Below are 19671 nucleotides of genomic sequence, written 5' to 3' on the forward strand. Positions count from 1 at the left end.
ATCAGCCCTCCTGGCTGGGGTCGGTGACGGGGAGGCGCTCGCCCGACGGGTCGCGCGGGCCGGGGGCGTTGCGGAAGGCGAAGGGCTCGCTGGGACGTCCGGCCTGCACGTACCAGCACTCGCCGGTGCCCCCGGCCGCCAGGACCGCCTCGAACGCGGCCACGACGTCGGCGACGTCGAGGATCGGCATGCCCGCCTGGATCAGGGCGTCCTTGAGGCCGCCGATGATGGCGGTGTCGGCGAACGTCGGGCACAGGGCGTTGACCCTGATGTTCTCGGCGGCGTACGCCGGGCCGAGCGCGCGGACGAGTCCGACGACGGCCGCCTTGTTGGCGCCGTAGACGGGGTCCATCGGCATCGGCATCAGACCGGCCATGCTGGCCGTCGCCACGACGTCGCCGCCTCCGCGCGCCCGCAGGGCGGGAAGTGCCGCGTGCACGCCGTAGACGACGCCGTCGAGGTTGATCCCCGTGGCGCGGCGGTAGCGCTCGACGTCGAAGTCGTCGCCCAGGCCGACGCCCGAGGCGACGCCCGCGTTGAGGAACGCGACGTCCAGCCCGCCGAACTCCGCGACGGCGGTGTCCACCGCGGCCCGGTTGTCGGCGAGCTCCCGCACGTCGCAGCGGACGAACAGGCCGTCGATCTCCTCGGCGACGCGCTGACCGCTCTCGACGTCCACGTCGGCGACCACCACGCGCGCCCCGCCACCGGCGAGGTGGCGGGAGACCGCCGCGCCGATGCCGTTCGCCGCGCCGGTGACCAGCGCGACCTTGCCCCGGTACTTGCCTTCGCCCACCGGACCGATCCTCCCTCGCCAACATTCCGACCAGTCGGTATGGTGCTGCCCACGGCGGTGCGCGTCAAGCTGGCGCGCTTCCACCGGCGCGCGGTAAATTCTAAGCGCTTGCTTAGCTCAGGTCCACAGTACGTGCGCGTCCACCACGATCAAGGAGGATCCCGTGGCTGACACTGCCTCGCGGGTAGCCATCGTCACCGGCGCGGCCCGTGGCATCGGTGCCGCCGTCGCTTCGCGCCTCGCCGACGACGGGTTGGCCGTCGCCCTGCTCGACCTGGACGAGAGCGGCACGGCCGCGACCGCGGAGAAGATCCGGGCCGCTGGCGGGCGGGCGCTGGCCGTGGGGCTCGACGTGAGCAGGTCCGACCAGGTCGAGGCCGCCGTGCAGCGGGTGGCCGACGAGCTGGGCGCACCGACCGTGCTGGTCAACAACGCGGGCATCCTGCGCGACAACCTGCTGTTCAAGATGACCGACGACGACTGGGACGCGGTCGTGAACGTGCACCTGCGCGGGTCGTTCCTGATGAGCAGGGCCGTGCAGAAGTTCCAGACGCAGGAGAAGTGGGGCCGGATCGTCAACCTGTCCAGCACCTCGGCGCTGGGCAACCGCGGTCAGGCGAACTACTCGGCGGCCAAGGCGGGCCTGCAGGGCTTCACCAAGACCCTCGCGATCGAGCTGGGCAAGTTCGGCGTGACGGTCAACGCCGTCGCGCCCGGCTTCATCGCCACCGAGATGACGGCCGCCACGGCGGCGCGCGTCGGCGTCGACTTCGAGGACTTCAAGAGGGGCGCGGCGCAGCAGATCCCGGTGCAGCGCGTCGGCCAGCCCGAGGACGTCGCGCACACGGTGTCGTTCCTCGTGAGCGAGGGCGCGGGCTTCGTGTCCGGCCAGGTCGTCTACGTCGCCGGCGGACCGAAGGACTGAGGGGCACCATGCGCGTCTTCCAGAACCTGGACGAGTACGCCGCGGCCCGGGGCGAGCACCTGGGCTTCGGCTCGTGGCACGAGATCACCCAGGAGCAGATCGGCCTCTTCGCCGACGCCACCGGTGATCACCAGTGGATCCACGTGGACCCGGAGAAGGCGGCGACGGGCCCGTTCGGCGCGACCGTCGCCCACGGCTACCTGACCCTGTCGCTGATCCCGGTGCTGGTGAAGGACGTCTACACCGTCGAGAACCTGACGATGGGCGTGAACTACGGCCTGAACAGGGTCCGCTTCCCCAGTCCCGTGACGGTGGGTTCTCGGGTGAGAGCAGGCGCCGAGCTGCTGGAGGTCACCGAGGTGCCGCAGGGCAAGCAGGCGGTGGTGAAGGTGGTGGTGGAGATCGAGAACGCCGCCAAGCCGGCCTGCGTGGCCGAGACGGTGGTCCTCCTGGTCGCCTGACCGGAGAGCGGGGCACCCCGACGCTCGACCCGCGGTGCGCCGGCGGTCGACTCGCGCGCGGAGGTGGACGGGGGCGCGGCGGGTCGACCCCGCCGCGCCTCCGGCGTTCCCGTCTGGCCTACGTCAGCACGCTGCGCAGCAGCAGGTCCGCGAAGCCCGCGCCCACCTGCTCGGCGTCGAGGGCTCCCGAGGAGTCGTACCAGGTGCCCAGGTGGTGCACGGAGCCGAAGAAGTAGTGGACGGTGAGGTCGGCGGAGACGTCGGCGCGGAACACGCCCGCGCCCTGGCCCTCCTCGATCAGGGCGCGGAACCGCTCGTGGTAGCGGCGGCGTTCGGCGCGGACCTCGCGCTGCTTGTCCTGCGCGAGGTGGTCGACCGAGCGGAAGAACACCCGCGCCTGGTCGAAGTTGGCGATGCTCGTGACCACCACGTCGGCCGCGGCGTCGCGCAGCCGGTCGGCGACCGGTCCGCCGCCGTCGGCGATCTTCTCCAGCCGCTCGGCCTGCATCCGCAGCACCCGGCCGTAGATCTCGCCGAGCAGGTCGTCCTTGGAGCCGAAGTAGTGGTACATCGCGCCCTTGGTGACCCCGGCGCGGTCCACGACCTCCTGCACGGCGACGCGGTCGAACCCCTTGTCGGCGAACAGCGCCGTCGCGGCGGCGATCAGCCGCTCCGGCACTGAACCGGTCCGAGGTGCGCTCACCCGCGGAATCCTACCCGGCGGAACGGCCTGATCAGACGATCGTGGCACCGCCGTCGACCACCGGCGTCGCGCCGGTGACGCAGCCGCTCGCGGGGCTCGCCAGGAAGACCACGGCGGCCGCCGGCTCCTCGGGATCGCCGCCGCGTCCCGACGGGATGCCGCTGGTGCGGGCGTCGAGGTGGCCCCCCGGGGTGCTGGTCGGTCATCTCGGAGGCGAAGCAGCCCGGAGCGACGGCGTCGACGCGGATGCTCTTGCGGCCCGTCCCCCGCACGGCCAGGTCGCGGGTCGGGCCCAGGAGTGCCGCCTCGGACGCCGAGCAGGCGGCCCGCGGCAGTCCACCCGGGACGGTGCCGAGGACGCTGGCGGCGTCGACGGTGCCGAACGCGGCGGCCTCGGCGGCGACGCGGCGGCGGTCCAGCCGGAACCGGTCCGGCACTCCCACGTCCACCACGCTCTTCTCGTGCGAGGTCGCTACAGGCCGAGGTCGCGGCCGATGAGCTCCTTCATGATCTCGTTGGAGCCGGCCCAGATCTTGGTGACGCGGGCGTCGGTCCAGGCGCGGGCCACGCGGTACTCGGTCATGTAGCCGTAGCCGCCGTGCAGCTGCACGCAGTGGTCGAGGATCTCGTTCTGCACCTCGGCGCTCCACCACTTGGCCTTGGCGGCGTCGACGGCGGTCAGCTCGCCCCTGCTGTGGGCCAGCGTGCACTGGTCGACGAACGCCTGCGTGACGTCGACCTTGGTGACCAGCTCGGCGAGCAGGAACTTGTTGTGCTGGAAGGAACCGATGGACTGCCCGAACGCCTTGCGCTCCTTGGCGTACTCGACGGTCTCGACGAGGATCTGCGCGGCGTGGGCCAGGTTGGAGACGGCGCCGCCGAGCCGCTCCTGCGGCAGTCGCTCCATCATGTACACGAAGCCGCGGTCGACCTCGCCGATGACGTTCTCGGCCGGGATGCGCACGTCGTCGAAGAACAGCTCGGCGGTGTCGGACTCGGGCTGCCCGACCTTGTGGAGCTTGCGACCGCGCTCGAAGCCCTTCATGCCGGTCTCGACGCCGAACAGCGTGATGCCCTTCGCCCCCTTCTCGGGGCTGGTGCGGGCGGCCACGACGACCATGTCGGCGGAGTAGCCGTTGGTGATGAAGGTCTTGGAGCCGTTGAGGACCCAGTCGGAGCCGTCGCGCACGGCGGTGCTGCGCAGGGCGGCCAGGTCGGTGCCGCCGGACGGCTCGGTCATGCCGATGCCGGTCGTCAGCTCGCCGGAGCAGAACCGGGGCAGCCAGCGCTGCTTCTGCTCCTCGGTGCACAGGTCGACGAGGTAGGGGGCCACGACGTCGGCGTGGATGCCCAGGCAGGAGGACAGGCCCGCGCTGACCTTGGCCAGCTCCTCGCCGAGCACGGCGTTGAAGCGGTAGTCGCCAGCGCCGCTGCCGCCGTGCTCCTCGGGCACCTCCAGGCCGAGCAGGCCCTGCTTGCCCGCCTCCAGCCACAGGTCGCGGTCGATGGAGCGCTGCTCCACGTAGCGTTCGTAGTGGGGCTTGACCGAGCGCTCCACGAACTCCCGCGCGGTCTCGCGGAACGCGTGGTGATCGGCGTCGAACAGCGTCCGCTGCACGGGAACCCCCCTCGTCTCACCGCAGACTAAGCGGTTGCTTAGATCTGAGCGCGCGCTTAGCGTGCAGTAGGATTCCGGACCTGTCAACCGCCGGGAGGAGCCTCGTGACCACGACCAGCGGCCCCCTGCGCGAGTTCGAACTGCTGGAGCGCACCTGGAGCCGGATCACCCCGGACGCGGCGCGGCGGATGCTGATCGCCGCGACGCAGGCGTTCGCCGACAAGGGCTACCACGCGACCACCACGCGGGACATCTCCTCCCTCGCCGGGATGAGCCCGGCCGCGGTCTACATCCACTACCGCTCCAAGGAGGACCTGCTCTTCCAGATCAGCCTGATCGGCCACGAGCTGTCCCTGGGCGTGCTGGACGCGGTCCGCGAGACCGACCCGGTGGAGCGGACCGCCAGGGCCGTGGCGTCCTTCGCCCGCTGGCACGCCGAGTTCCACACCACGGCCCGCGTCGTGCAGTACGAGCTGGGAGCGCTGTCCCCCGAGCACCACGCCGAGGTGGTGCTGCTGCGCCGCCGGATCGAGGCGCGGGTGCGGGACATGATCAGCGCGGGCGTGCGGTCCGGCGCGTTCGACGTGCCGGACGTGGGCGGCGCGGTCCTCGCCGTGCTGTCGCTGTGCATCGACGTCGCGCGCTGGTACCGGCCGGACGGCAGGCGCACGCCGGAGGAGATCGGCGAGCTGTACGCCGACCTCGTGCTGCGGATGCTGCGGCCGGCCGGGGACGAGCCGGGGACGGTGCCGTCGGCACCGTCCCCCGACCTCTAGAAGAGGCCCCTGCGCCCGGCGACCTGCGAGACCCACTGGTCGACGATCGCGGGCCAGTTGGCCGCCACCGCCTCGTCGTGGGTGAGGCGGAAGTGCCCGAAGCTGTCGCCGCCCGCGCGCAGCAGCCCGCCCCTGCGGTCCGCCTCCAGGACGACGACCAGCCCGTGCGGGTCGGTGACGAACGTCAGCTCGACCTGGCTGACGCGTCCGGCGAACTGCGGCGGCGGGTAGAACTCGATCTCCTGGTAGAACGGCAGCTGCTGCGACACGCCGTGGATGCGGCCGTGCTCGTTGTCCGCGCGGGTGAAGCGGAAGCCCAGCTGGGAGAACGCCTGGAGCACGCGGTCCTGCGACGGCAGCGGGTGCACGGCCACCGGGTCGTGGTCGCCGGGGTCGACGGCGCCGGTGACCGACAGCTCGGTGGACAGCCCGAGGACCATGCCGTGCAGCGGTTGCCCGCCCACGTGCGTCAGCGGCGTCTCCGGGGGCACGGGGAGGCTGAAGGGCACGGCCAGCCGCTGTCCCGGCGCGATCGTGGTGCGTCCGGCGACGATCGCGCGCTGGAACTCCAGCATCCGGGTGGACTCGCCGTCGCCGTGCTCGATCTCCACGCGCGTCGCGAGCGCGACGGCGACGTGCTCGACCTCGGCCGGGTGGTCGCCGCCCGCGATGCGGACCTCGCCGGTGAGCACCTCGCCCGGCCGCACGGCCGGGTTGGCGAGCACCGTGTCCACCGTGGGACCTCCGACGCCGAACGCGCGCAACATCCTCTTGAACACCACGAGATCCTCCTGGGCGGCTGGCTGCCTTCACCCGTCTGGACGTCCGGGCGGGCCCCGTGGTTCCCCTGGACGCGTCGCCGGGCGCGGTGCGACCATGCGGCTCCGGTCACGTACTGAGCGGTCGCTCAGCTCGGAGGTTCCGCCGATGGGTCTGTCCACGCTCCTGGTCGCCAACCGCGGCGAGGTCGCCGTGCGCGTGCTGCGCGCCGCCACCGACCTGGGGATGCGCACGGTCGCGGTGCACTCGGCCGACGACGCGGGCGCGCTGCACGTGCGGCTCGCCGACGTCGCGGTGGCGCTGCCGGGCGAGGGTCCGCCGCCGTACCTGGACCGCGACCGGCTGGTGGCGGTCGCGCGCGAGACCGGCTGCGACGCCGTGCACCCCGGCTGGGGGTTCCTGTCGGAGGACGCCGCCTTCGCCGCGGTGTGCGCGGACGCGGGACTGGTCCTCGTCGGACCGGGTCAGGAGGTGCTGCGCCGGCTGGGCGACAAGACGGCGGCCCGCGCGCTGGCCGCGGAGCTGGGGGTGCCGGTGCCGCGCGGCACCGGCCCGGTCGGCGCCGCCGCCGCCGACGACGCCGCGGAGTTCCTGGCCTCGCTCGAACCCGGCGGGGCGGTGGTGGTCAAGGCCGTCGCGGGCGGTGGCGGACGCGGGATGCGCGTGGTCCGCGCGGAGCACGACCTGGCCGCCGCGGTCGAGCGGTGCCGCGCCGAGGCGCTGACGTCCTTCGGCGACGACGCCGTCCACCTGGAGGAGCTCGTCTCCCCCGCCCGGCACGTCGAGGTGCAGCTCGTCGGCGACGGGACCGACGTGGTGTGCCTCGGCGACCGCGACTGCAGCCTCCAGCGCGGACACCAGAAACTGGTGGAGATCGCCCCGGCACCGCTGCTGGACGACGGCGTCCGCTCGACCCTGCGCGACGCGGCCACCCGGATCGGCTCCGCGCTGCGCTACGAGGGCGTCGGCACGGTGGAGTTCCTCGTCGCCGCCGACGGACGCGTGCTGTTCCTGGAGGCCAACCCGCGGTTGCAGGTCGAGCACACCGTCACCGAGGTGGTCACCGGTGTGGACCTGGTGCGCGCGCAACTGCTGATCGCCGGGGGCGCGCGCCTGGCCGACGTGGGCCTGGACCCGGTGCCGCTGGAGCGCGGCCTGGCCGTGCAGGCGCGGATCGGTCTCACCTCGGGCGGCGTGCTGACGGCGTTCCAGCCCGCCACCGGGCCCGGCGTGCGGGTCGACACGCACGCCTTCCCCGGCTACGAGGCCGGGGTGCGCTTCGACCCGCTGCTGGCGAAGCTCGTCGTGCACGAGCCGTCCGGTGACCTGGCCACGGCGGTGGCGCGCACCCGCCGCGCGCTGGGCGAGTTCGTGGTGGAGGGCGTGCCGACGACCATCCCGTTCCTGCGCGACCTGCTGGCCGTGCCGGAGGTCGCCGCCGGGCGCACGACGACCGCCCTGGCCGACTCGCTGGCCGAACCGGTCGCCGGGGGCGGCGGCGCGGCCGTGCCGTCCCCCGTGCGCGGAACCGTCGTCCAGGTGGAGGCCGCCGAGGGAGACGTCGTCGCGGCCGGTGCGGAACTGCTGGTGGTGGAGGCGATGAAGATGCACCACGCCGTCACCGCCGGGCGGGCGGGCGTGGTGCGCGGACTGTCCGCCGCGGTGGGCGACGTGGTGGACGCGGGTGACGTCCTGGTGACCGTCGACCCCGCCGACGAGGACGTCACCGCCACCCCGGCGGGTCTCGCGGAGGCCGACCCGGACGAGATCCGGCCCGACCTGGCGGAGGTGCTGGCCCGGCACGAGGTCGTCCTGGACGCCGCGCGCGGCGAGGCCGTCGCGGCGCGGCACGCCGCCGGCAGGCGGACCGCGCGGGAGAACGTGGCCGACCTGTGCGACGAGGGCAGCTTCGTGGAGTTCGGCGCGCTGGCCGTCGCGGCGCAACGGCGGCGGCGCTCGCTGGAGGAGCTGATCACCCGCACGCCCGCGGACGGGATGGTCGCCGGGATCGGCGCGGTCGACGGCCGGCGTTGCGTCGTGACCTCCTACGACCACACCGTGCTCGCCGGGACGCAGGGGGTGCGCAACCACGCCAAGAAGGACCGGATGTTCGACCTCGCGGAGCGCGAGCGGCTGCCGGTGGTGCTCTTCGCCGAGGGCGGCGGCGGACGGCCGGGCGACACCGACCACGCGGGCGTGAGCTGGCTCGACTGCACCTCGTTCCACGCCTTCGCCCGGCTCAGCGGCCTGGTCCCGCTCGTCGGCGTGGTGTCGGGACGCTGCTTCGCGGGCAACGCCGTCCTGCTCGGCTCGTGCGACGTGATCATCGCGACCCCCGACGCGAACATCGGGATGGGCGGTCCGGCGATGATCTCCGGCGGCGGGCTGGGCGAGTTCCGCCCGGAGGAGATCGGCCCGGTGGACGTGCAGGTGCCCAACGGCGTGGTCGACGTCGCCGTGGCAGACGAGGCCGAGGCCGTCGCGGTCGCCCGCAGGTACCTGTCCTACTTCGGCGGGCCGGTGGACGAGTGGGAGTGCGCGGACCAGCGGTTGCTGCGGCACGCCGTCCCGGAGAACCGCAAGCGCGCCTACGACGTGCGCGCGGTGGTCGACGTCCTCGCCGACACCGGCTCCGTGCTGGAGCTGCGGCCCGCCTTCGGCCGCGGGATCGTCACGGCCCTCGTCCGGGTCCAGGGGCGGCCGCTGGGGCTGCTGGCCAACGACCCGGCCCACCTCGGCGGCGCGATCGACGCGGACGCCGCCGACAAGGCGTCGCGCTTCCTGACGCTCTGCGACGCGTTCGACCTGCCGGTGGTCTCGCTGTGCGACACACCGGGGTTCCTGGTCGGGCCGGACGCCGAGCGCACCGCCACCGTGCGGCGGCTGAGCCGCCTGGTCGTCACGGGGGCGAACCTGGACGTGCCGTTCGGGCTGGTCGTGCTGCGCAAGGCCTACGGGCTGGGCGCGCAGGCGATGGCCGCAGGAGCGCTGGGCGTCCCGCGGTTCGCCGTGTCCTGGCCGACCGGCGAGTTCGGGCCGATGGGGGTGGAGGGCGCGGTGGCGCTCGGGTACCGCCGCGAACTGGCGGCCGTGGAGGACCCGGACGAGCGGCGGGCGACCTTCGAGAGCATGGTCGCCGCCGCCCACGAGCACGGGAAGGCGCTCAACGTGGCCTCGGCGTTCGAGATCGACGACGTGATCGACCCCGCCGAGACCCGCCGCTGGATCGCCACCGCGCTGACGCCGGGCGAGGGGCGGGGGCGGCGCGGCAAGAAGCGTCCGCACGTGGACGTCCGGTGACCCGCTCGTGTCGGAACTGATGTGGGTCGGGTTACGTTCTGCTTGTGATGAGCACTCTCATGGCACGCCTCAAGCAGCGGGCGCGGCGGTTCGCCCAGAAGCCTGGTTCGGCCGACCTCGGCCCCTACCAGGCACTCCTGACCTCGGTGAACGAGCGCGAGGACGCGCTGCGGGAGCTGAGCGACTCCGAGCTGACCGCCGCTGCGACGGCCGTGCGCGAGAAGGACGCGTTCGGCGACGCGGAGCGCGTGGAGGTCTGCGCCCTGGCCAGGGAGGCGGCCGACCGCGCCCTCGGCCAGCGGCCGTTCGACGTGCAGGTGCTCGGCGCGCTCGGCCTGATGTCGGGTCACGTCGTGGAGATGGCCACCGGTGAGGGCAAGACCCTCGCGGGGGCCGTCGCCGCCGCCGGGTTCGCGCTGCGCGGGCAGAAGGTCCACGTGGTCTCGGTCAACGACTACCTCGCCCAGCGCGACGCCGGGTGGATGGGTCCGCTCTACGACCTGCTCGGCGTGAGCGTCGGCTGGATCAGCGAGAACTCCACGCCAGAGGAGCGCCGCGCGGCCTACGCCAGCGAGGTCACCTACGCGTCGGTCAGCGAGATCGGCTTCGACGTCCTGCGCGACCGGCTCGCCACCGACGCCGACGCCCTGGTGGTGCCGGAGCCCGAGGTCGCCCTCATCGACGAGGCGGACTCGGTGCTGGTCGACGAGGCCCGCGTCCCGCTGATCCTCGCCGGGTCGACGGCCGACAACCACGCCGATCCCGAACTGGCCGCCCTGATCCGCCGGTTGCGCAAGGGCCTGCACTACGAGGTCGACGACGAGGAGCGCAACGTCTACCTCACCGGCGCGGGCAGCGAGGCCGTGGAGCGGGCGCTGGGCGACATCGACCTCTACTCCCCCGACCACGTCTCCAGCACCCTGAGCAGGGTGAACATCGCGCTGCACGCCGAAGCGCTGCTGCACCGCGACGTGGACTACATCGTCCGCGACGGCCGGGTGCACCTGATCGACGACTCGCGCGGGCGCATCGCTCAGCTCCAGCGCTGGCCGGACGGTCTCCAGGCGGCGGTCGAGGCGAAGGAGTCGGTGGCCGCCACCGACAGCGGCGAGGTGCTCGACTCCGTGACCGTCCAGGCCCTGCTCAGCCGCTACCCGGTGCGGTGCGGCATGACCGGCACGGCCGTGGCCGTCGCCGAGCAGCTGCGCACGTTCTACGGGCTGGAGGTGCTGGTCATCCCGCCGAACAAGGAGTGCGTGCGGGTCGACGAGGCACCCCGGCTCTACGGGACGCTGGAGGAGAAGGAGGCGGCGATCGTCGCCGAGATCGTGGAGGTCCACGAGACCGGCCGGCCGATCCTGGTGGGCACGCTCGACGTCGCCGAGTCCGAGCGGCTGTCCCGCAAGCTCGGCCAGGCCGGGCTGGAGTGCGTCGTGCTGAACGCGAAGAACGACGCCGAGGAGGCGGCGATCATCGCCGACGCCGGATCGCACGGGCGGATCACGGTGTCGACGCAGATGGCGGGCCGCGGCACGGACATCCGGCTGGGCGGGCACGACCAGGCCGACCGCGAGCGGATCTCCGAGCTGGGCGGTCTGTACGTGATCGGGTCCGGCAGGCACTCCAGCAGCCGCCTGGACGACCAGCTGCGCGGACGCGCCGGCCGGCAGGGCGATCCCGGTGGCTCGGTCTTCTTCGCGAGCCTCCAGGACGAGCTGATCGGCCAGTACGCGCCCGACGTCGAGTCGCCGTCCGAAGTGGACGACGCCGGCCGGGTCACCGACAGCGGATCGCTCGCGACCGTGGAGCACGCCCAGCGCGTCGCCGAGGGCGTGAACCTGGAGATCCACCGCAACACCTGGCGCTACAACAAGCTGATCGAGCACCAGCGGACGCTGGTGCTGGAGCACCGCGACCAGCTGCTGCGCACCGAGCTGGCGTACGACGAGCTGAGCAAGCGGCTGCCGGAGCGGTTCGAGGAGCTGGAGGAGAAGGTCGGCCGCGACGAGCTGGTGCGGGCGGCCCGCGTCGTGGCGCTGTTCCAGCTGGACGAGCGGTGGACGGAGCACCTGGTGTTCCTCACCGACCTCCGCGAGGGAATCCACCTGCGCGCCCTCGGCCGGCAGAACCCGCTCGACGAGTTCCACCGCGAGGCCATCCCCGCGTTCCACCGCATCGTTCCCGACTCGTGGGACCTCAGCGAGGACGTGCTGACGTCGGCGAAGGTCGGCGACGACGGCCTGGACCTGGCGGGCGCCGGCGTGAAGCGGCCCAGTTCGACCTGGACCTACCTGGTCAGCGACAACCCGTTCGGCTCCGGGCTGGAGGAGACGATCAGGGGCATCGTGAACCTCGTGCGCAGGAAGCGCTGAGTTCGGGGCAGGTCCCGGTCCGCGACGCGGGCCGGGACCTGCCGACGGCTCAGCGCACCAGGCGCTGGCCGTCCAGCGGTGCGGCCGGGCCGGGCACCTCGGCCGGTGTCGACCGCCCGTTCCGGCTCCGCTCCACGGACGCGAGGTGGGACTCCGTCAGCGCGCGGATCTCGGCGAGGATGTCGAGGTGTTCCTGAGACGGCGGGGGACCGACCATGTTGGAACGGTCGTGCGCCGTTCGTTCCGCCCGTTGAGCCAACTGCTTGACCCGGCGGATGAATGACAACTCCCCCTCGGGGAGTGGCGAGCGCCTTTGCTCAATCACCGTGAAAGAGTGCTCCCCCCGACCCCCGGCAGTCCATCCCCTGCGAGTGCGAACTTGTGTTCCGCACTGCCGCTGATTGCACTACGACGCGTCATCATCCGGTCCGGACAGTCCGACGCCGAACCCCCCGATGAGGTGCAAGTAGATCGCCGAGTCAGTGGTATTGCGGACGATGCGCCGGTCACACCGGTGGCACAGCGACAACACCCGTCCACGTGACCGTCCACCGGAACGAGGGCAGCACGGGCAGAAGTGCGGCGATGATTCCACGAGCGGCCGAAAAACCGTAATGGTGGTCACCCGACGGGGTTCGACACAATGCGAAACGCCTTTCTTCTGCCTGCGCACCACCTGTTGTCACGTGCACCGGCACGTGCTCGCGGTCCGGCGCGGGCACGGGCGCGGCGTCCACTCGGGACGGACCGCCGATCCGCGCGGCGGGCGTTGGGCCGACCCTGCCCCCCGGCACGTACTCCCTGTTGTGGATCATGTGCGTGTGACGACCGATGTGAGTGCTGGCCGGGACGCCGTCGAGGTGCGCCAGCTGGTGGTGGAGCACCTGGGTGCGTCGGACGCGGTGCTGGTCGTCGGTGACGGCGGCACCGCGGAGGACGGTCGGGCCGGGGTGTTCCTGGCCTACACCTCCTCGCGCGGCGCGGCCCTGATCGACCGCGAGCTGCACCTGCCCGCCGCGCTGATCCGCGACCGCGCCCGGTGCCGGGCGGCCGAGGTCCCCGACGAGGTGGGGTTCGCGACGCGGCCGGAACAGGCGCAGGTCGTGCTGGCCAGGGCCGTCGACAGCGGCGTGCCGTTCGGCTGGGTGACGGCGGGCGAGGAGTACGGCGGGGCGCACCACCTGCGCGTGTGGCTGGAGAAGCACGACGTGCCGCACGTGCTGGGCACCACCGGGTCGGACGTGCTCATCTCGACCAGCGGCGACCGCCACACCGCCGAGGAGCTGGTGGCGTCGGTCCCCGCCTCCGGGTGGCACCGCTTCGCCGACGGGGACGAGTGGGTGCGCATCCTGATCAGGTCGCAGTGGCGTCCCGGCCGGGGGCACTGGCTGCTGGCCCGCCGCGACGCCACCGGCGTCGCGCACTTCGTCTGCTACGGCCCGCGCCGCTCGACGGCGGCGGACCTCGCGCACGTGGCGAGCGCGAGCCGTGCCGCGCAGGAGTGCTTCCGCCAGGGCGGCAAGCACCGGATGCGCTCCTACCGCGCCTGGTACACCCACGTGACGCTGTCGATGCTCGCCTCGGCCTACGTGCTGGCGGCCCGCTGGGCCGGGTGAGCGATCCGCGAACGTGTGATCTGTTCCACTTCAGGTGTAATCGGACGCAGATCTGGCAACAGGTGGAGGACGGCCTCCCCGTCCCAGTACTCTCACTGGACCGAACGGGGGACAGAACACTCGCAGGGGGTTACGACATGTCACTGACACCGATCTACGACGACCTGATGCGCGAGCTGGAGATCATCGTGGACAACGCCGCGGAGGCCGTGCCGACCGCGGACCAGCAGACGCCGGAGAAGGCCGCCGAGCTCAACTAGAACCCGGCGGCCCCGTGCGGTGAGCTGATCAGCCCGGCTGCTGGAGCAGATCCTCCGGCACGGCCTCGTCGCGTCCCAGCGCCTCGAACAGGCGCAGGGCCTTCTCGCGGTCCCACTGCACGACCGAACCCACGTCCACCGTCGGCGTGCCGCCCACCGGCACCGTCACGGTGTTCACGCCGCCTCCCATGCCGAACACCAGCCCGGCGAGGTTGTGCAGGTGCTCGTCGTCACCGACCGACACGGCGTCGGTCGCGGCGAACATCAGGGGCACCGAGCGGAACGGGTTGATCAGGGTGCTGACGCTCGTCGCCTTCTCCGACAGGGCGGAGAGGAACTCGCGCTGGTTCTGCACGCGCTGAAGGTCCGCCGTGGCGAACGCGCGGGTGCGGACGAAGCCGAGCGCCTGCGTGCCGTCCAGCTCCTGGCACCCCGCCTGGAGGTCCAGTCCGGCGAGCGGGTCCTGCAGGGGCTCGTCGATGCACATGTCGACCCCGCCGACGGCGTCGACGATGTCGGCGAACCCGCCGAAGCCGACCTCCACGTAGCGGTCCACCCGCAGGCCGGTGGCACCCTCGACGGTCTGCGCGAGCAGCTGCGGGCCACCGAACGCGAACGCCGCGTTGACCTTGTTCCGCCCGTTGCCTGGGATGTCGACGTAGGAGTCGCGCGGGATGCTGACCAGCGTGGACTTCCCGGAGCCGTCCGGCACGTGCAGCAGCATGATGGTGTCGGTGCGGCGCCCCGCGGCGTCACCGGTGGCGAGCGACGCCTTCTGCTCCTCGGTGAGGTCGTCGCGGGCGTCGGAGCCGACGAGCAGCCACGTGGTGCCCGGCGTGTCCGCCGGCCGCTCGGCGTACTCGGGCAGGGCGTCCACCCTCGTCAGCGACGAGTCGACGTAGATCCACAGCGCGCCGAGGCCCACCAGCAGCGCCACCAGCACGGTCAGGATCACGCGTCCCGGACGCCGCCTGCGCCGCGCGGGCGCGGCGCCGGGCCGCGACGAGCGGGCGTCGGCGTGACCGCCCCGGCCCCGGGAGTCCTGCCCGTAGCCCTGCGGAGTCGGCATCTGCCGCGTCGGGCGCGGAGCGCCGCGCTGCGGTTGCTGCTGCGGATACCCCTGCTGCTGGCGGCCGCGCTGGTACCCAGGGCTCATGCTCCCCATCCCCGATCTGGACGTCGTCTCGTTCGAGCAACTGCTGCTAAGGACGCGGCACGGCGTGCCCGGTTGTGCGGGAGACTACTCATCCGGTAGCAGCACGAGAGCCCGGAGCAACCGGTCGAGCTCGGCCTCGGGGTCGTCGGTGAGGCCGGTGTGCGTCGGCGAGGTCTGCACGACGGTGCTGCGCGGCGCGGTCAACCAGCGGAAACGTTGTCCCCGTGAGGTCCTGGACACCGGACCGGCCTCGGGCGCCCCGTCGCAGGACAAGCACCAGAGGGCGAGACTGCGCTCCAGCAGTTCCACGTCCAGGTGCGGGTCGAGCGCGCGCAACCGCCGTTCGTCGACGTGCGTGCGAGCGCCGAGGAAGTCCAGCGGCGCGCTGTAGACGACGACGCCGACGTTGACGAACTCGCCGCGCTCCTGGCGCGGCACGGCCCGCACGAGCGCGTACTCAAACACGTGCGGCACGTGCGGCCTCCAGCGCGTCGACCCACTCGCGGGAACCGGCGAGGCGGGCGGCGAAGAACGCCGCGTACGCGTCGCGCACCTCGGCGGCCGAGGAGAAGTTCTCGTCGGCCGCGAGCCACTCGTCCGGCACGAGCGCGAGCACCTCCCGCACGAGACCGGGCGTGACGCGCGCGGACATCTCGCGGTCCACCTCGCCGAGCGGACCGGCGAACGGCAGCATCAGGTGGTCGGAGGCGTCCCAGCGGTAGGACGCGGCCGGGGTCCAGCCGGCGCCCCAGCGGTGGTGGAAGTACAGGGCCGCGCCGTGGTCGATGAGCCAGACCTGGCGGTGCCACAGCAGCGTGTTCGGGTTGCGCCAGCTGCGGTCGACGTTGAGCACGAGCGCGTCCAGCCACAGCAGCCGCGTGGCGAGGTCGGTGCCGGGTTCGCGCACGACCGGGTTGTAGTCGAAGGAGCCGGGCAGGTAGTCGATGCCGAGGTTGCGGCCGCCGCTGGCGCGCAGCAGCTCCTGCACCTCCTGGTCGGGCTCGGCCCGCGCCAGTTCCGGGTCGAGGTCGGCCAGGACGATCTCGGGGACGCGGAAGTCCAGCCGCCGCGCGAGTTCGCCGACGACGACCTCGGCGACGAGCGCCTTGACGCCCTGCCCCGCGCCGCGGAACTTGAGCACGTACATGCCGAGGTCGTCCGCCTCGACGAGCCCCGGCAGGGAACCGCCCTCGCGGAACGGTGTCACGTAGCGGGTGGCCTCCACCTCGCGAAGTGCGGAGGCCGGTGTTGGGATGTCCACCCGCGCATCATCGCCGCCACCGAGCACCGGACGCCAACCGGTTGTCCGACCGGCGTCCGGTGCGCGGGTCAGCCGTTGCGCGCCGGGACGAAGCAGACCGGGACGGGCGCGGTGAACGCCGGTGCGGCCGGGGACAGGCGGCCCGACTCACCGTCCACTCGGAACACCGTGACGGTGCCGGAGTTCTGGTTGGTGGCGAACAGCAGGTCGCCGCTGCGCGCGAGGTGCCGGGGGTACGCGCCGCCCACCGGCACGGTCTCGACGAACCGCAGCACCGCGCCGTCCTCCTCGACCGCGAAGAGGGCGATGCTGTCGTGGCCGCGGTTGGAGACGTGGACGAACCGGCCGCACGGCGACACCAGGACCTCGGCCGGGTAGTTGCGCGGGGTGCCGGGCGCGTCGGGCGGCAGCGTGCTCACGGCCCGCCCCGGCGTGAGCACGCCGGTGGCCTGGTCGTAGGCGGCGGTCACGACGGTCGAGTCCAGTTCCCCCGCCACGTAGGCGAACTCGCCGCCGGGGTGGAACGCGAGGTGCCGGGGGCCCATCCCGGCGGGGAACGCCGCCGTGCTCGTCGTCGTGAGCGTGCCCGCGTCCTCGACGGTGTAGGTGGTCACCTCGTCGGTGCCGAGGTCCACGGCCACGACGTACCGCCCGGCGACGTCGGGGAGCACCTGGTGGGCGTGCGGCCCCTCCTGGCGCTCGGGGTCCGGCCCGGAACCGCTGTGCCGCACGAGGTCCGTGCGCTCGCCGAGCCCGCCGTCGGCGCGCAGCGGGTGCACGGACACGCTGCCCGACGAGTAGTTGGCGGCGAGCAGGAACCGACCGCTCGGGTCCAGGGTCAGGTGGCAGGGGTCGGCCCCGCCGGTCGGCTGCGTGCCGACGACGCTCAGCGTGCCGTCGTCGGCGACCGCGACGGCCGTGACCGTGCCCTCCGAGGTCTCGCCGACCGCGTAGAGGTGCCGCCCGTCGGGCGACTCGACCAGGAACGACGGGTTGACCACGCCCTCCAGCGCGCCGGTGGCGGTGAGCGCCCCGGTCGCGGTGTCGTAGGAGGCGATCCCGATGCCGGTGCCGCCGCCCTCCCACGTCGTGTAGGTGCCGAGGTAGGCGCGGCTCGTCCTCGTGCCCGCCGCGTTCACGGCGGTCGTCCCGGCAGTGCTTCCGATCATCAGCGTTCCCACTCCCGCACCCGTGGCCGCGATGAACCGCCGCCTGTTGACCACCACAGCAGTACCTCCAGTCAGTCGCCCGCGGCAACTCCACACTGGACCAGACCGTCGAACCGATCAAGGGGAGCGACCGGGATCGCACCCGGCGCGACGCTCACCCGAGCGGGTCCGCGTGCAGCAGCCGCCCCTTCTCGGCGATCGGGTCGAAGCTCACCGACGGGTACCGCGGGTCCAGCTCGCGCAGCGTCTCCAGCAGGATGCGGCCCACGGCCCAGTTGCGGTACCACTTGCGGTCCGACGGCACCGCGTACCAGGGCGCCGCCGGGGACGAGCACTCGCGCAGCACGTCGGCGTAGGCCTCCTGGTACCGCGACCACTTCCCGCGCGCGTCGAGGTCGGCCGGGTCGTACTTCCAGTGCTTGTGCGGGTCGTCCAGCCGGGCCAGCAACCGCTTGCGCTGCGCGTCGGGCGAGATGTGCAGCAGGCACTTCACCACCGTCGTCCCCTCCTCGGCCAGCTCGGCCTCGAAGGCGTTGATCAGGGCGTAGCGCTCGCGCCAGACGTCCTCGGGCACGAGCGAGTCGACGCGGGCCACGAGCACGTCCTCGTAGTGCGAGCGGTCGAAGATCCCGATGAACCCCGGCGGCGGCACCTCGCGGCGCACCCGCCACAGGAAGTCGTGCCGCAGCTCCTCCGGCGTGGGCCGGGAGAAGGAGTGGACGCGCAGGCCGTGCGGGTTGACCAGCCCGGCGACGTGCCGGATCGTCCCGCCCTTGCCTGAGGTGTCCATGCCCTGCAGGACCAGCAGCACCCGGCGCGAACCGCCACCGGCCACCCCCTCCGCGTAGAGCCGCTCCTGGAGTTCGTCCAGTTCGACACCGGTGGTCGTGAGGTCGTCGCGCGCCGCGGACTTCGACGTCGGTCCGACCGGGAACGCGGTCGGGTCGACCGCGGCGAGGTCGGAGGAGTCGGGATCGACGCGCAGCGCGTCGCGGACGGACGGGGGGTGCTCGGACACCAGCGCAGCCTAACGAGGACCGCGCCGCGCCGCCGTACGCAACGGATCACCGGACAAACGTCGAACTGCGCAACGAAGATGCCCCAGGTGCAACGGCTAGCGGCTGAAATCGACGCCACCGGCCCCCTAGCCTTGGGGACATGACCGTCACCGCCGCTCGCCACGCGGACCTCCCGACCAGCACGGCCGAGCACATCGCGCTCGACGAGCGCTGGAGCACCCACAACTACCACCCCCTGCCCGTGGTCGTCGCGAGCGCGGAGGGCTCGTCGGTGACCGACGTCGAGGGCCGCGAGTACCTGGACTTCCTGTCCGGCTACTCGTCGCTGAACTTCGGCCACCGCCACCCCGCGCTGGTGGCCGCCGCCGTGGAGCAGCTCGGCCGGGTGACGCTGACCAGCCGCGCGTTCCACCACGACCAGTTGGGCCTGTTCTGCCGCGAGCTGGCCACCCTCACCGGCACCGAGGTGGTGCTGCCGATGAACTCCGGCGCCGAGGCCGTCGAGTCGGCGATCAAGGTGGCCCGCAAGTGGGCCCACCGGGTCAAGGGCGTCCCGAACGGCACCGCCGAGATCGTCGTGACCGGGTCCAACTTCCACGGCCGCACCACGACCATCGTGTCCTTCTCCACCGACGAGACCGCGCGGGCCGACTTCGGGCCGTTCACCCCCGGCTTCCGGATCGTGCCCCACGGCGACGCCGACGCGCTGGCCGCCGCGATCACCGAGCGCACCGCGGCCGTGCTCATCGAGCCCGTGCAGGGCGAGGCGGGCGTGATCGTGCCGCCGGCCGGTTACCTGGCGCGGGTGCGGCGGCTGTGCGACGACGCGAACGTGCTGCTGATCGCCGACGAGATCCAGTCCGGGCTGGGCCGCACCGGCGACCTGCTCGCCCTGGACCACGACGGCGTGCGCGCCGACCTCTACACGCTGGGCAAGGCGCTCGGCGGCGGCATCGTCCCGGTGTCCGCCGTGGTCGGCAGCCGCGCGGTGCTGGGCGTGCTGCGGCCGGGCGAGCACGGTTCGACGTTCGGCGGCAACCCGCTGGCGTGCGCGGTCGGCCGCGCGGTCGTGGCGCTGCTGTCCAGCGGCGAGCTGGTCCAGCGCTCCCGCGAGCTGGGGACGCACCTGCACGCCCGGCTCGGCGAGCTGGTCGGCCGCGGCGTGTCCGAGGTGCGCGGCCGCGGCCTGTGGGCCGGGGTCGACATCGCGCCGGGCGGCCCCACCGGACGGCAGGCGTCCGAGGCGCTGGTGGCGCGGGGCGTGCTGTGCAAGGAGACCAGGGACCGCACGCTGCGGGTGGCTCCGCCGCTGGTCGTCGGCCGCGCGGACCTGGACCGCGGCCTCGACGCCATCGCGGCCGTGCTGGCCCGCTGACCGGGCCGGGCACCGTTCGGTCGCGCGGGAGGCCGGGGCCGCGCAACTCCGCACGGTCAGCCGCCCGCGTGGCGCATGATGGTC

19 protein-coding genes are annotated in these 19671 nt (G+C 73.0%); 8 read left to right on the forward strand and 11 right to left on the reverse strand.

Features of this window, described 5'->3' with window-relative positions; all coding sequences use genetic code 11:
• Window position 1 precedes the first annotated feature (1 nt).
• A complete protein-coding gene (locus IMZ35_RS26255; RefSeq protein ID WP_199443870.1) occupies window positions 2-796 on the reverse strand; it encodes an SDR family oxidoreductase in 795 nt (264 codons plus the stop codon).
• A gap of 163 nt (window positions 797-959) precedes the next feature.
• On the opposite strand from IMZ35_RS26255, the gene fabG reads away from it, so the two are divergent.
• Together fabG and IMZ35_RS26265 are read left to right on the forward strand one after the other, a co-directional pair.
• Window positions 960-1721 carry a 3-oxoacyl-ACP reductase FabG gene (gene fabG / locus IMZ35_RS26260; protein WP_199443871.1) on the forward strand — a complete coding sequence of 254 codons (762 nt, stop codon included), beginning with the start codon at window positions 960-962 and terminating at the stop codon, window positions 1719-1721.
• Window positions 1722-1729: 8 nt separating this feature from the next.
• Window positions 1730-2182, forward strand: a complete 453-nt coding sequence (locus tag IMZ35_RS26265; protein ID WP_199443872.1) for a MaoC family dehydratase — start codon at window positions 1730-1732, stop codon at window positions 2180-2182.
• A 118-nt stretch (window positions 2183-2300) separates the two neighbouring features.
• Here IMZ35_RS26265 and IMZ35_RS26270 read toward each other — a convergent pair whose 3' ends face one another.
• The 3 genes from IMZ35_RS26270 to IMZ35_RS26280 are packed head-to-tail and all read right to left on the reverse strand — an operon-like array spanning window position 2301 to window position 4503.
• The gene (locus tag IMZ35_RS26270; protein WP_307868814.1) at window positions 2301-2885 is read right to left on the reverse strand and encodes a TetR/AcrR family transcriptional regulator; all 585 of its coding nucleotides are present in this window, start codon (window positions 2883-2885) and stop codon (window positions 2301-2303) included.
• Complete coding sequence (locus tag IMZ35_RS32335) at window positions 2882-3337, reverse strand: Rossmann-fold NAD(P)-binding domain-containing protein (protein ID WP_229373278.1); 456 nt, start codon at window positions 3335-3337, stop codon at window positions 2882-2884. Before IMZ35_RS32335 ends, IMZ35_RS26270 begins: the two co-directional genes overlap by 4 nt.
• 20 nt (window positions 3338-3357) lie before the next feature.
• A complete protein-coding gene (locus IMZ35_RS26280) occupies window positions 3358-4503 on the reverse strand; it encodes an acyl-CoA dehydrogenase family protein (RefSeq protein WP_199443873.1) in 1146 nt (381 codons plus the stop codon).
• A 188-nt stretch (window positions 4504-4691) separates the two neighbouring features.
• On the opposite strand from IMZ35_RS26280, the gene IMZ35_RS26285 reads away from it, so the two are divergent.
• Window positions 4692-5279, forward strand: coding sequence for a TetR/AcrR family transcriptional regulator (locus IMZ35_RS26285; RefSeq protein ID WP_199443937.1), 588 nt, complete (start codon window positions 4692-4694; stop codon window positions 5277-5279).
• On the opposite strand, the gene IMZ35_RS26290 is transcribed toward IMZ35_RS26285, so the two are convergent.
• Window positions 5276-6061, reverse strand: a complete 786-nt coding sequence (locus tag IMZ35_RS26290) for a sporulation protein (RefSeq protein WP_199443874.1) — start codon at window positions 6059-6061, stop codon at window positions 5276-5278. The two genes, IMZ35_RS26285 and IMZ35_RS26290, sit on opposite strands and share 4 nt — an antisense overlap.
• A 145-nt stretch (window positions 6062-6206) precedes the next feature.
• Between IMZ35_RS26290 and IMZ35_RS26295 the strand changes: the two genes are divergently transcribed.
• Window positions 6207-9359: a carboxyl transferase domain-containing protein gene (locus IMZ35_RS26295; protein ID WP_199443875.1), complete on the forward strand. Its 3153-nt coding sequence runs from the start codon at window positions 6207-6209 to the stop codon at window positions 9357-9359.
• A 47-nt stretch (window positions 9360-9406) separates the two neighbouring features.
• The gene (secA2, locus tag IMZ35_RS26300; protein ID WP_199443876.1) at window positions 9407-11731 is read left to right on the forward strand and encodes an accessory Sec system translocase SecA2; all 2325 of its coding nucleotides are present in this window, start codon (window positions 9407-9409) and stop codon (window positions 11729-11731) included.
• Window positions 11732-11780: 49 nt separating this feature from the next.
• Here secA2 and IMZ35_RS26305 read toward each other — a convergent pair whose 3' ends face one another.
• Window positions 11781-11948, reverse strand: coding sequence for a hypothetical protein (locus IMZ35_RS26305; RefSeq protein WP_199443877.1), 168 nt, complete (start codon window positions 11946-11948; stop codon window positions 11781-11783).
• 604 nt (window positions 11949-12552) lie between these two features.
• Here IMZ35_RS26305 and IMZ35_RS26310 point away from each other — a divergent pair.
• Both IMZ35_RS26310 and IMZ35_RS31565 read left to right on the forward strand, forming a co-directional pair.
• Window positions 12553-13347: an IS701 family transposase gene (locus IMZ35_RS26310; RefSeq protein WP_199443878.1), complete on the forward strand. Its 795-nt coding sequence runs from the start codon at window positions 12553-12555 to the stop codon at window positions 13345-13347.
• Window positions 13348-13484: 137 nt separating this feature from the next.
• A complete protein-coding gene (locus IMZ35_RS31565) occupies window positions 13485-13607 on the forward strand; it encodes a hypothetical protein (protein WP_267877279.1) in 123 nt (40 codons plus the stop codon).
• Between the two features lie 28 nt (window positions 13608-13635).
• Here IMZ35_RS31565 and IMZ35_RS26315 read toward each other — a convergent pair whose 3' ends face one another.
• The 5 genes from IMZ35_RS26315 to IMZ35_RS26335 form a co-directional block, all read right to left on the reverse strand.
• Window positions 13636-14763, reverse strand: a complete 1128-nt coding sequence (locus IMZ35_RS26315; RefSeq protein WP_229373280.1) for an LCP family protein — start codon at window positions 14761-14763, stop codon at window positions 13636-13638.
• Between the two features lie 84 nt (window positions 14764-14847).
• Window positions 14848-15237 carry a DUF3037 domain-containing protein gene (locus IMZ35_RS26320; protein ID WP_199443879.1) on the reverse strand — a complete coding sequence of 130 codons (390 nt, stop codon included), beginning with the start codon at window positions 15235-15237 and terminating at the stop codon, window positions 14848-14850.
• Entirely contained in the window at window positions 15221-16024 is an 804-nt protein-coding gene (locus IMZ35_RS26325) for a HipA family kinase (RefSeq protein ID WP_307868817.1), read from the reverse strand. The genes IMZ35_RS26320 and IMZ35_RS26325 overlap by 17 nt, the downstream gene beginning before the upstream one ends.
• A gap of 68 nt (window positions 16025-16092) precedes the next feature.
• Complete coding sequence (locus IMZ35_RS26330; protein ID WP_199443880.1) at window positions 16093-17193, reverse strand: lactonase family protein; 1101 nt, start codon at window positions 17191-17193, stop codon at window positions 16093-16095.
• Window positions 17194-17347: 154 nt separating this feature from the next.
• Window positions 17348-18214: a PPK2 family polyphosphate kinase gene (locus tag IMZ35_RS26335; protein ID WP_438816899.1), complete on the reverse strand. Its 867-nt coding sequence runs from the start codon at window positions 18212-18214 to the stop codon at window positions 17348-17350.
• A 137-nt stretch (window positions 18215-18351) separates the two neighbouring features.
• Between IMZ35_RS26335 and rocD the strand changes: the two genes are divergently transcribed.
• Entirely contained in the window at window positions 18352-19587 is a 1236-nt protein-coding gene (gene rocD / locus IMZ35_RS26340; protein ID WP_199443881.1) for an ornithine--oxo-acid transaminase, read from the forward strand.
• Window positions 19588-19671 lie beyond the last annotated feature (84 nt).

Source organism: Umezawaea beigongshangensis (genome assembly GCF_016464305.1).
In the GTDB taxonomy this organism is placed as follows: Bacteria; Actinomycetota; Actinomycetes; order Mycobacteriales; family Pseudonocardiaceae; genus Umezawaea_A; species Umezawaea_A beigongshangensis.

What these genes read in the sequence shown, in the direction of transcription:
- IMZ35_RS26265 (WP_199443872.1), top strand. Translation starts at nt 1,730, where the DNA reads ATGCGCGTCTTCCAGAACCTGGACGAGTACGCCGCGGCCCGGGGCGAG.
- IMZ35_RS26285 (WP_199443937.1), top strand. Translation starts at nt 4,692, where the DNA reads ATGCTGATCGCCGCGACGCAGGCGTTCGCCGACAAGGGCTACCACGCG.
- IMZ35_RS26295 (WP_199443875.1), top strand. Translation starts at nt 6,207, where the DNA reads ATGGGTCTGTCCACGCTCCTGGTCGCCAACCGCGGCGAGGTCGCCGTG.
- secA2 (WP_199443876.1), top strand. Translation starts at nt 9,407, where the DNA reads ATGAGCACTCTCATGGCACGCCTCAAGCAGCGGGCGCGGCGGTTCGCC.
- IMZ35_RS26305 (WP_199443877.1), bottom strand. Translation starts at nt 11,948, where the DNA reads ATGGTCGGTCCCCCGCCGTCTCAGGAACACCTCGACATCCTCGCCGAG.
- IMZ35_RS31565 (WP_267877279.1), top strand. Translation starts at nt 13,485, where the DNA reads ATGTCACTGACACCGATCTACGACGACCTGATGCGCGAGCTGGAGATC.
- IMZ35_RS26315 (WP_229373280.1), bottom strand. Translation starts at nt 14,763, where the DNA reads ATGAGCCCTGGGTACCAGCGCGGCCGCCAGCAGCAGGGGTATCCGCAG.
- IMZ35_RS26330 (WP_199443880.1), bottom strand. Translation starts at nt 17,193, where the DNA reads ATGATCGGAAGCACTGCCGGGACGACCGCCGTGAACGCGGCGGGCACG.
- rocD (WP_199443881.1), top strand. Translation starts at nt 18,352, where the DNA reads ATGACCGTCACCGCCGCTCGCCACGCGGACCTCCCGACCAGCACGGCC.